The organism is Hymenobacter profundi, assembly GCF_019334315.1.
GTDB classification, from domain to species: Bacteria; Bacteroidota; Bacteroidia; order Cytophagales; family Hymenobacteraceae; genus Hymenobacter; species Hymenobacter profundi.
Genome location: NZ_JAHWGL010000127.1, coordinates 1 through 11573 on the forward strand (window position 1 = coordinate 1; position 11573 = coordinate 11573).

At 54.4% G+C, this 11573-nt stretch carries 11 protein-coding genes; 7 read left to right on the forward strand and 4 right to left on the reverse strand.

What is annotated here, in order from left to right; translation table 11 throughout:
- Positions 1-190 precede the first annotated feature (190 nt).
- From KYK14_RS19815 to KYK14_RS19830, 4 genes are all read left to right on the forward strand, one after another.
- Positions 191-514: a hypothetical protein gene (locus KYK14_RS19815; protein WP_185282865.1), complete on the forward strand. Its 324-nt coding sequence runs from the start codon at positions 191-193 to the stop codon at positions 512-514.
- Between the two features lie 12 nt (positions 515-526).
- Complete coding sequence (bamE, locus tag KYK14_RS19820) at positions 527-835, forward strand: outer membrane protein assembly factor BamE (protein ID WP_185282864.1); 309 nt, start codon at positions 527-529, stop codon at positions 833-835.
- A 291-nt stretch (positions 836-1126) separates the two neighbouring features.
- A complete protein-coding gene (locus KYK14_RS19825) occupies positions 1127-3799 on the forward strand; it encodes a S8 family peptidase (protein ID WP_219161372.1) in 2673 nt (890 codons plus the stop codon).
- Between the two features lie 260 nt (positions 3800-4059).
- Entirely contained in the window at positions 4060-4308 is a 249-nt protein-coding gene (locus KYK14_RS19830) for a hypothetical protein (RefSeq protein WP_219161375.1), read from the forward strand.
- 76 nt (positions 4309-4384) lie between these two features.
- Here KYK14_RS19830 and KYK14_RS19835 read toward each other — a convergent pair whose 3' ends face one another.
- The gene (locus KYK14_RS19835) at positions 4385-5092 is read right to left on the reverse strand and encodes a carbonic anhydrase (protein ID WP_185282861.1); all 708 of its coding nucleotides are present in this window, start codon (positions 5090-5092) and stop codon (positions 4385-4387) included.
- A gap of 16 nt (positions 5093-5108) precedes the next feature.
- Between KYK14_RS19835 and KYK14_RS19840 the strand changes: the two genes are divergently transcribed.
- Positions 5109-5639 (forward strand): hypothetical protein, encoded by a 531-nt coding sequence (locus KYK14_RS19840; RefSeq protein ID WP_219161378.1) that lies wholly within the window; start codon positions 5109-5111, stop codon positions 5637-5639.
- 3 nt (positions 5640-5642) lie between these two features.
- Here KYK14_RS19840 and KYK14_RS19845 read toward each other — a convergent pair whose 3' ends face one another.
- The gene (locus KYK14_RS19845) at positions 5643-6329 is read right to left on the reverse strand and encodes a TIGR02117 family protein (RefSeq protein WP_219161381.1); all 687 of its coding nucleotides are present in this window, start codon (positions 6327-6329) and stop codon (positions 5643-5645) included.
- Positions 6330-6467: 138 nt separating this feature from the next.
- Positions 6468-8774, reverse strand: a complete 2307-nt coding sequence (locus KYK14_RS19850) for an aconitate hydratase (protein ID WP_219161384.1) — start codon at positions 8772-8774, stop codon at positions 6468-6470.
- A gap of 168 nt (positions 8775-8942) precedes the next feature.
- Here KYK14_RS19850 and KYK14_RS19855 point away from each other — a divergent pair, with 168 nt between their 5' ends.
- On the forward strand, positions 8943-10229 hold the full coding sequence (locus KYK14_RS19855) for a TlpA family protein disulfide reductase (RefSeq protein WP_219161387.1): 1287 nt from the start codon (positions 8943-8945) through the stop codon (positions 10227-10229).
- Positions 10230-10317: 88 nt separating this feature from the next.
- Here the strand turns inward: KYK14_RS19855 and KYK14_RS19860 are convergent, their stop codons facing one another.
- On the reverse strand, positions 10318-10908 hold the full coding sequence (locus KYK14_RS19860) for a GNAT family N-acetyltransferase (RefSeq protein WP_219161390.1): 591 nt from the start codon (positions 10906-10908) through the stop codon (positions 10318-10320).
- Between the two features lie 152 nt (positions 10909-11060).
- On the opposite strand from KYK14_RS19860, the gene KYK14_RS19865 reads away from it, so the two are divergent.
- On the forward strand, positions 11061-11387 hold the full coding sequence (locus KYK14_RS19865; protein WP_185282855.1) for a hypothetical protein: 327 nt from the start codon (positions 11061-11063) through the stop codon (positions 11385-11387).
- The last annotated feature ends 186 nt before the right edge of the window (positions 11388-11573 follow it).

Genomic DNA, 11573 nt, shown 5'->3' on the forward strand with positions numbered 1-11573 from the left:
TTCTCACGGTAGAACAAGTCGTTAGTACAATAGTCGTTCAACTGGCACAAGGTCTTTCGCTCCGCTCAGGATGACAGACGCTCTCGCATTCACCATTTCACAAACGCACCACTTCCTAACTCTTCCGACCTAAAACCAGTAGAAGCAAGAACGGCCGCCGATAATCGGTCGGCTCTATCACCTCTACACTATGTCGTCTGTTCCCACTCCCGAAAATGTGCGCGTACCCCAACACCTTTCCGATGCCGACTTACGGCAGGCGTTGGAGGAATTGGACGCCAAAATAAAGACACTGCACAACCGCGCCCACGCTACCACCGCCGGCTCGCACGCCACCTACCATGAGCACGCGGCGGCACTGGAAGCCAAGCGGGCAAAGCTGGTTGCGCAACTCGGCCCTACTCCCACCGAACACGCGGCTGGTGCTACCCCATCGGAACAAAATAAAAGCCTGTGGGAAGAAATAGCGCGGGGTATTGAAAACCTGCGCAAAGACCTGCGCGACATCGTTTAGAAGCACCTAACCATGAAAATATACGCCACGCTAGCCGCTGCTGCGGCCTTGCTACTGAGTGCCTGTACGGCCCAGGAAAGCTATAAAAACGCGGTTAGCTGCGCTGAAGTAACGGTAGGGATGACACAAGAGCAAGTGCGCCACCTAATGGGCGAACCTACCGGCGACGACGCTACCGGCAATGGCCACACTTGGTCCTACCTCTTCGGCAGCGCCACTGATACACAGCCGATCAAGATTATGTTTGGTGCCGATGGCCAGGTAACAGGCAAAGAATGCGCACCCGAAGCTTCGGGTGCAGAGCGGCCCACGGGCAACTAAGCGGCTAACAAAACACGCGCAAAAAGGCGGGGTTCTTGCAGTAATCGGAGGTAAACAAAACGTAGAAATCCGCACGCATTGGCAAGTTCATACGAACTTGCCAATGCGTGCGGATTTCTACCATTTCCTTACCTACCCCCGATGCAGCTACCGTTACGTGTTGTTCGTTATTTCTTGCTGATTTGCTGGCTACTACCTGTTCTGCGGGTAGCAGCTCAACCGTCTGATTCGGCTACACCTTCAACCCCAACCGTACAGCCGGGACGGCTAGTTTTCCGTCTGAAGCCGGAATTGCGTCATTTGGCTACGGCCACGGCCATTGCCGAGCCTACCCTGGTAGCTGCGCTGCAACGCCTTGGCGCGACGCAGCTGCACCAGAAATTCAGCAACACGCTCCTCCCCGATCCTGAAAAGCCCGGGTCGGTCGATATCAGCCTGATTTATGAAATCCAGCTACCTACCCCCACAGACCTCGACCGGGCACGGCACCTGCTGCAGAATACCGGTACTGTGCTGTACGCCGAGCCGCTTTACTACTACGCGCCGCTCTCCCAACCCAACGACCCCCTAGCTGATTCCACCCGCACTGATGGACAATCGTATCTGCGCAACATTCGGGCGTACAGCGCCTGGGATGTAACAAAGGGCGATACCACTATTGTAATTGGTATTTCTGATACGGGTATCAATTTCGACCACCAAGATTTAGGTCAGGTAAAATATAATTATGCAGATCCGATTGATGGCATTGACAATGACCACGATGGCTATATTGACAACTTCAGAGGTTGGGACCTGGCCGATAAGGATAACAATCCCTATGTTGACGCACTACTTGGTCCCAAGAAACATGGTGTATTAGTTACCGGCATAGCAGCAGGCACACCTGATAATGCAAAGGGCATTGCGGGAGTAGGATACAAATGCCGCTATTTGCCTCTCAAAATATATCCGAGTACGGCGCAGGGTGCTTTCGCGGGTTATGAGTCGATGGTGTACGCCGCCGAGCACGGTTGCCAAGTGCTTAATGTATCGTGGGGCGGACCGGGCAGCCGCTCTCAATACGAACAAGATGTTATCAGCTACGTTGCCGTAAATCGGGACGTGGTGATTGTAGCAGCGGCTGGTAATAACAATGCAGAACAGGATTTTTATCCTGCCAGCTACGACCATGTGTTGTCGGTGGCTGGTGTACGAGCCGATAATACGAGGGGTACTCTCACCTATAACCGACGTGTTGATATATGCACGCTGGGCACAGACGTTCTAACGGCACGGGGTGATTATGTGGATGACTATATAGCAGTAACTGGGTCGTCGTTTGCCGCGCCTATTGCGGCGGGTGTGGCGGCATTAGTGCGTAGCCAGTTTCCTAGCTATTCAGCAGCACAAGTAATTGCGCAAGTGCGTGCCACTACTAATCCCGATATTTACACCCTACCCGGCAATGCGGCCTACTTGGGCAAGTTGGGCACAGGTCGACTGGATGCATACCGAGCTGTGCTGACTACCGATGCGCGCGCTGCGCGAGTCGTACGCAGTCAGGTACTGCGCACCAGCACGGCAGGGCAGCAAGAGTTGGAAATAGAAGTGCAGAACCTTTTGCAGCCGGTAACTAACCTGCGGGTATCTCTCACGTCGCTTTCTCCCTACCTCACCACTCCTTCCGATGTTTTTGCCGTGGCAGCCCTGCCCACGCTCGGGAGAGCTACCAACATCGATAAACCCTTCCGGCTGACAGTTACCCCCAATACGCCGCTCAATGCCAAAGCGTTAGTTGAATGCCGGTTGACTGCTGACAATGGTTACCAAGCTACACAGTATCTGACGGTGGTTTTAAATCCCGGTTACGTGGTGCTCAATGCAAACGACTTGCGGCTTACTCTGGCCAGCCAGGGTACGCTGGGTTACGATAATCCTGCTTCTGGTATCGGGGAAGGGATTACCTATCACCAAGGTAGCTCACTGTTGTATGAAGGAGGGCTGGTGGTAGCTACATCGCCCACGCGTGTCTCCAGTCAGGTGCGCGGCGCCAAAGGGAATGACCAGGATTTTCACATGCAAAGTCAGACGCTCTTTAGCCGCCCTGTGCGGGCCACGCAGGAGGCGCAGGGTGTGTTTCAGGACTCGCTGCCTAGTGCCACACGTAACCGCACGGTAGGGGTGCGGGTGCACCAGCACGCCTACGCTTGGGCCGATGCTCCTGCCCGCAACTATGTAGTGCTACAGTATCGGCTCACCAACATGACCCCCGATACGCTAAAGCCGCTCTACGCTGGTCTATTTATGGATTGGGACCTACCCCGCGATGCTGCTCGCAATGTGGCCATGTGGGATGCCAGCCGTGCGCTAGGGTACGTGTATAGCCTGGCCACCTCCGATCTGTACGTGGGTGTGCAGGTGCTGGATGGAGGAGCGCCTGCATACTACGCCATCAACAATGCCGCTACTACCGGTCTAGTAGCACCAGCTACTGGGGGCTTTAGCCGAACCGAAAAATACGACGGCCTCAGCAATGGAACTACGTATGCCAGTGCTGGCCTACCCTACGGCGCCGATGTTTCACAGCTGGTAGGCGCCGCTCTACGTGCCCTACCCCCCGGCGACTCCACCACCCTAACGCTGGCCGTGTTGGGAGCATCATCGTTGCCAGAATTGCAAGCCGCCGCCGACGATGCCCGCCAGCGCTTTGCGCAGGTGCTACCCACACGCCCGGCAGCCCCCGTTGTCACTTGGCAAGCCTACCCAAATCCTACTACTGGGAAATTATACATAGAGATACCTACCTCCTTCAGCCCCACCGACATTCGTTTGTTTAACCAAGCAGGCACCATGGTGCTGCAACAGGCAGCCACTACTCGTACCACACTAGATTTGTATGCGTATCCGGCTGGTCTTTATCTATTACAGGTACGCTCGGCTGGCGGTAGCACTCTTTCACAACGAGTAGTCGTACAGCCATAACAAAGGTGGCTTCTGCTACAGTACATCTCGCTCCACTCAGTAACGACCACAAGATTATATACGTTTTAGACTAAACAATATTCAACTAAATGGGTTAGCATGAACAATAAAACATCTTAAAAATTAAATATAAATTATTGCTTTGAAAAGTACTAAAAAAATATATTAATTATAACTATTTAAATATTAAAACCGTATTAAATTTAGAATATCTTGGTACTAATTTGCTTAGTTTAGAATCAATATTCGTATCTTTGGATATGTCGAAAGTCAAACTTCCCGTCCCAACGCCCGTGCAGCATTTTGCTCGCTGTGTAGACGACTCACGCCGCCCGGCTGACTATGTAGGCGAATGGCCCAAAGAGGGTCAGATATATCCTGTGCGTGTATTGACACATGCTCGCACTGGTCAGCCGCAGGTGCACATTCTGGGTTTCTACGCTGAGGCACCCTACGGTGCGTTTGCAACCGAGCGCTTTGCGCCTGTTGCCAGCATCTGGCTGAATTAGCCAGCCGTTTTTCCACGCCTTACCGGCTGCCTCCGTTACACTACACGGAAGCAGCCGTTTTTATTTAGCGCCCGTTCTACCGGTTGTCTTCTACGCTCGCTTCTTTACCAATCTCAGCTGCAGGGCTGCTTTTGCTGTTGTAAAGCGTTTCTTCGCTCAGATTATAGATGTCCTGAATGTCGTGTAGGATGTGCTCGAAGTCCAGGTTCAGATCTTTCAGCAAGCCCGTTCTCAAGTCGAATACCCAGCCGTGTACAATGGGGTAGCCTTGTTTGAGGTAGGCCTGCTGCACCACAGCAGTTTTAATGACATTCACACATTGTTCCTGCACATTTAGCTCTACCAAACGGTCGTAGCGTGCATCGGTGTCCTCGATGGCATCTAGCTCGGTGTGGTGCAAGCGATATACATCGCGGATGTTACGCAGCCAAGGATTCATGATACCCAAATCTTTGGGTTGCATAGCCGCTTTCACACCGCCGCAACCATAGTGTCCGCATACCACAATATGCTTTACCCCTAGGTGTAACACAGCATATTCAATCACCGACATGGCGTTCAAATCGATGTTAATCACCATGTTGGCAATATTGCGATGCACGAACGCTTCGCCAGGAGCCACACCCATCAGTTCTTCGGCTGTCACGCGCGAGTCGCTGCACCCAATGTAGAGGTAATCGGGGCGCTGGTCAGAGGCTAGGCGCTTTAAAAATTCCGGGCCAGATGCCTCGTTGTTGGCTACCCACTGGCGGTTGTTCTCGAAAATCTGTTCGTATGTAATCATGGTAGGTTTGGAAAAAGTGCAGACAGTTCTCGGCTATACTACGATTTTGTTGGAGAATAAGCTGTCTACGGATGTGTTACTTTTTCCGGCTACTGCGCCGTTCCTACCTTTGTTCGGCCTAACGCCCCACCATATGCCCCCGCCCTCCGAACACTTTGTATACACCATTCCTGCGTCTTACCGGCGCATGGAAAACCTGCATATTCTTTTCTGGCTACTCAAGGATATTGGCTGGTGCATGATCTGGAAGCCGCTCGGTATCAGCATGATATTTCCTACCCTCAGCATTGCGCTGCTCATCACCTGGCGCACCCGCGGCATCAAGGCCGAGCTAGCGCACAACTTGGCCATCGTGTTCTGGATTACGGCTAACTCTTACTGGATGATCAGCGAATTTGTTGGTTTTGACGCGGTACAGCTAGGTTACGGCTTCACGGGCAAACACCTGGCTTTGGTGCCGTTTCTGCTAGGGTTGGGTATTCTAGCCTACTACTACCTCATCGAAAAACCCCGCGAAACACAGCCCGAGCAGGTAGCTACCTTATAAGGCCTACTGGTACTGATAAAAAATCCCCGAATCAAAGGGCGTCCACAGAGCGGCTTTTTGATTCGCGACTTTCAAGCCGTCGTTGGCCCAGGTGTTGCAGGTGTAGAATAGATTATACACGCGCTTGGCCTCGTAAAAAGCATCATAGCGGCCGTAGCTATGGCCTGTTATATGCTGCACCCTACCCTGCGTATCGTAACGGAAGCTGGTTTTAATGAACTCGATCAAACGAGTGTAGTCAGCAGGTTTGAGGTAGATGCGGACGCAATCGGGGCCTTCGCTGGGCTCGTGGTAGAACGTGGTGTGCATAGCCGAGGAGCTAAGCCAGAACATAGCTTCAAAAGCCGTACTGGCCTTTAGATCGGCCCAGGTAGGCGTATCGAGATAGAAGCCTTTGTCGCCCCAGCCGAAGCCTACGTAGCGCATGGTAGTGTCTGAAGCAGGCGTATCGGTATAGGGGATAAACTCGCTCCAATCGATCTGCGAAGTACGCACAGGCAGCACAATATCGGTATGCACGCCATTGGATAAGATATAGGCCTCAATAGTGCCCTCAGTTGGTGGTGTGCGCGTACCCACTGGAATGCGCGACAGGATAAACGACGTGCCCAAGTAGAGCGCTACCGCTCCCAAAATACCTGCGCCGGTATAGGCAATTCCTTTTCCTATTTTCTGAAGCGTTGCTGCCATAAAGAGTGTTGAGCTTTTCCCTTCATACGATTCCAGCCAAAAAGTAACCAGTGCTTCCTACCCTCCATAACACAAAAAAGCCGCTTCCCTACATGAGAGAAGCGGCTTTTGCAATGTAGAACAAACTACACCAACTGGTTATACCAAGTTACCAGCCGTGTCGGTTGGCACCTGGCCCGACTCCTGCAAGCGGATCAGGTTGAGGGCTGAACCGGCTTTGAACCACGCAATCTGTCCCTCGTTGTAGGTATGATTGAGGGTGATGAGGTCGGTGTCGCCATCAGCGTGGTGCAGACGAGCCTGCAACGGTTTGCCGGGCTGGAAGTCCGTCAGACCGATGATGTCGATGGTGTCGGCTTCTTCAACCAAACCATAATCGTTCTTATCGGCAAACGTGAGAGCCAGCATCCCCTGCTTCTTCAGATTGGTCTCGTGGATACGGGCAAACGACTTCACAATCACAGCGCGCACGCCCAAGTGGCGGGGCTCCATAGCGGCGTGCTCACGCGAGCTGCCTTCGCCGTAGTTCTCGTCGCCTACTACCACCGTGCCGATGCCCATGCTCTTGTAGCTACGAGCGGCCTGCGGTACGGTGTTGTAACCGTCGCCTTGTACCACGAAGTCGCGTACCGAGTTGGTTTCGTCGTTGAAGGCGTTGGTAGCGCCGATAAGCATGTTGTTGGAGATGTTGTCTAGGTGACCACGGTATTTCAACCACGGGCCGGCCATCGAAATGTGGTCGGTGGTGCACTTGCCTTTGGCTTTGATGAGCAGGCGCAACCCTTTCAGGTCGGTGCCTTCCCAAGCCTTGAAGGGCTCCAGCAACTCCAGACGCTCCGAGGTAGGATCAACAACAACCTGCACACCCGAGCCGTCAGCAGCAGGAGCCTGGAAACCAGCGTCCTCTACAGCAAAGCCTTGAGCCGGCAGCTCAATACCCATCGGCTCGTCCAGCTTCACCTGCTGGCCGTCTTTGGTAGGTAGGGTGTCGGTGAGGGGGTTGAACGTCAAATCACCGGCAATGGCGAAGGCCGTCACGATTTCGGGCGAGGCCACAAACGCGTGCGTGTTCGGGTTGCCGTCGTTGCGCTTGGCGAAGTTGCGGTTAAACGAGGTGATGATGGAGTTCTTGCGCTTGGGGTCGTCGGTGTGGCGGGCCCACTGGCCGATGCACGGACCGCAAGCGTTAGCCAGCACCACACCGCCCATCTGGGCGAAGGTGTCGAGGAGGCCGTCGCGGGCTACGGTGTAGCGCACCTGCTCCGAGCCGGGCGTTACGGTGAATTCGGCGTTTACCGACAGACCTTTTTCAACAGCCTGCTGGGCTATGGAAGCCGCACGGGTGATGTCTTCGTACGAGGAGTTGGTGCAGGAGCCAATCAGGCCTACTTCCAACTTCTCGGGCCAGCCAAACTCTTTCACGGCCGCAGCGAACTGCGAAATTGGCCAGGCAGCGTCCGGCGTGAACGGGCCATTCACGTAAGGCTCTAGCTCCGACAGGTTGATTTCAATCAGTTGATCGAAGTACTTCTCCGAGTCCTGGTACACTTCATCGTCGGCGCGTAGGTGCTGACGAATACCGTTGGCCAACTCGGCCACGTCGGCACGGTCGGTAGAGCGCAGGTAGTCAGCCATCTTATCATCGTAGCCGAATACCGAGGTAGTAGCCCCGATTTCAGCACCCATGTTGCAGATGGTGCCTTTGCCGGTGCAGCTCAGGTTGTCGGCACCCTCGCCGAAGTATTCTACGATAGCGCCAGTGCCGCCCTTCACGGTCAGGATACCGGCCACTTTCAAAATCACGTCTTTGGCAGAAGCCCAGCCCGACAGCTTGCCGGTCAGTTTCACGCCGATTACTTTCGGGAATTTCAACTCCCAGGCCATGCCGGCCATCACGTCTACAGCGTCGGCACCGCCTACCCCAATGGCAATCATACCGAGGCCACCCGCGTTGGGCGTGTGCGAGTCCGTACCGATCATCATACCGCCGGGGAAGGCGTAATTTTCCAGTACTACTTGGTGGATGATACCAGCACCGGGCTTCCAAAAGCCGATGCCGTATTTATTGGAAACCGAAGCCAGAAAATCGTATACTTCCTTGTTTTCGTTGTTAGCCGTAGCAAGGTCTTCCGAAGCGCCTTCTTTGGCTTGTATCAGGTGGTCGCAGTGTACGGTGCTGGGCACAGCAGCCTTGGCTTTGCCGGCTTGCATGAACTGGAGCAGCGCCATTTGGGCGGTTGCGTCCTGCATGGCCACACGGTCGGGAGCGAAATCGACGTAGGAAACGCCCCGCTCGTAAGCCTGCTTTACATCGCCGCCGTAGAGGTGAGCGTACAGGATTTTTTCGGTCAAAGTGAGCGGGCGGCCAACGGCGGCACGGGCGGCTTCGATGCGCTGGCCCATACCGGCGTACACGGCCTGAATCATTTCTAAGTCAAACGCCATAATGCAAAAAAGAGAAAAGGTGAACTAGGGTAAACTTCCTAATAGGTACGCAAATATAGTTGCCGGGCGTTGCGCTACCCAAACTTTATCTTCGCCGGAACTTAGTCTATAAACCAACTAACTAGCGTAGTGGTTTAGCTTTGACTCATTCCTTACCTTGTTTAGAATATGTCTGTTTTTCAGAAGCTCCTTTTGGGCGCCGGTACTGCCCTCACCATAGCCGCTTGCACATCCAATTCTGGCGACCGTACAGCCGCTGATTCTGCCGCCAAAGAACCCTCTACCCCCCTGCGGGTAGGACCGTGGCGGGGGGAGCTTACGGCCCAAGGGCAACAGATTCCGTTTTTGTTTGTGGTAGAGCGCGACACGGCCAACCAACCCGTGGTGTACCTGCGCAACGGCGAAGAGCGCCTGAAACTGGATGAAATCACAACCGCTGGCGATTCTACTACCATCCGGCTCGGTGCTTTTGATGCGGCGTTGGTCGTGCGCTCTGCCGGCGACGGACAGCTAACGGGCGCTTGGGTGAAGTATGATGCCAAGGAGCCCTACCGCATACCTTTCACAGCGCAGCTAGGCGGCCAGCAGCTGTTTTTCAGCAAGCAGCAGGCAAATCCGGCTGATTTTAATGGTACCTGGCGCGTGACGTTCCGGGGCGACAAGCCCGAGGACTCCTACCCTGCGGTGGGCGTATTCAAGCAAAAAGGCCATGATGTAACGGGCACGTTTCTGACTACTACCGGCGACTACCGCTACCTGGCGGGCCAGGCCAATGGCGACACGCTGCGCCTCTCTACTTTCGATGGCAGCCACGGCTTCCTGTTCACGGCGGCCAAGCAAGCAGATGGCACCCTACAGGGCGACTTCTACTCCGGCAAAACCGGCCATGAAACCTGGGTGGCCAACCTCGACCCCAACGCCAAACTACCCAATGCCGACTCGCTGGCGGGCATGAAGCCAGGGCAGAAAAAGCTGACGTTTAAGTTTCCGAGTGTGCTAGAAGGCGGCAGCATTTCACCTTCCGACCCCAAGTACCAAGGCAAGGTAGTGGTGGTGCAACTGTTGGGCTCGTGGTGCCCCAACTGCATGGATGAAACCAACTTCTTGGCCCCCTGGTACGAGAAAAACAAGCAGCGCGGCGTCGAAATCATTGGCTTGGGCTACGAGCGCACGCCCGACCAGCAGAAAGCCGCCGCGAAGCTGCTGAAAATGAAGCAACGCTTCAACGTGGGTTACGACGTGGCTGTGGCCGGTGTGGCCGACAAAGATGCTGCTGCCAAATCCCTACCCCAGATAGAAAAAGTGTTGGCCTTCCCTACCACCATTTTCCTGGATAAGAAGGGCGAAGTACGGAAGATTCATACCGGATTCTCTGGCCCCGGCACCGGCAAATACTACGATCAGGAAATTGCTGAATTCAACAAGACCATTGATCAGCTTCTGGCCGAAAAGTAGGTTATAGCACCGTCTAAGCTGAAAATAGCGCGCCCTGTCGCTCTGCGGGATTCTCCTGTGGGGCGACAGGGCACTTTGCTTTTGCCTGTTACCCGATAGGAAGGCGTTTATCTTCTCGTAGCCGTTCTAATACAACAATCGTATCGTTGTGATAGGTAGTGCGGGCAAACTCCCGAAAGCCAAACTTCCGCGCCAAACTCAAGGAGGCTGCATTATCGGGGTCGATGATGCAGGTGATACGCCCTGTTGGTAGCTGCGCATCGGCCCAAGCCAGTGCGGCATGTAGCGCCTGCGAGCCGTAACCACGGCCGTGCACGTGCGGAGCTAGTACCCAACCTGCCTCTGGCGTACCTTTAAGCGAGGGCGTGAGGTCGCGCTGGAAATCGAAAAAACCAACTGTGCCTATGTAGCGGCCACTAGTTTTTTCCTCGATAGCCCAGGAGCCGTAGCCCAGCATAGCCCAATGCCCCAGTTGCGCCAGCATACGGCGCCACACCTCTTCTTCCGAGTTGGGCTTGTTGCCCAGAAAACGATAAAAATCCGGGTCGGCGTGCATGGCGGCGGCTTCCGGCAAATCGGTAGGTTGGGGCGCACGCAAATACAGATCGGCCGTTTCGAGGAGGGGCACCAGGGGTAGGGGCGTCGTCCGTAGGCTGAGGGGTAGGGAGGCTGAAGTCATCACCAGACAAGATAACATGCTTCTGGTCTGTTCCCAATGCTGCGTTGGCCACTTTGGCGGTCATCATACGGTTTCGGGCAACTTAACAGGGCCTTCTGCGCGTACACTAGAGCTATACCGCCCTTTTACTCCAAAACCAAACCAACCTCCCTATGTGGATTCAACAAAAAGCCGACGAGCGTGCCTCCCTTTCCGACCTGCAAGGTCGCGCCGTAGGCCTCAAATTTGAGTGCAACAAGTGCCACGCCGAAGTATTCACGGACCTCATTGGCGTGCCCGCTCCCGATGCCCCTACCCCCGGCCAACCCGAAACAGCCGCCGAGGGCTACGAAATCGAAGAAATCCAGTGCCACAACTGCGGCATGCGCCACGAGCTAATGGTAGACAGCACGTTTGACGGCGTATTGTTCAACGTGAGCGAGGTAGCCCCAGACGCCGTAAGCTACCAGGTGGCCGAGCCTGAGCAAGATCTGCGTTAATCTATCTAAACCACGGATTCGTCGGATTCCACGGATTTTGTAAAAAATCTAGACCTTATGTAAAACAGAAAGCGCTTGCCAAGTGGCAAGCGCTTTCTGTTTGTAATCGTTTACAAAATCCGCGGAATCCGAGCGAATCCGTGGTTCAAACAGTTATTTTTCTCGCTCGATGGTGTAGTTAATCAG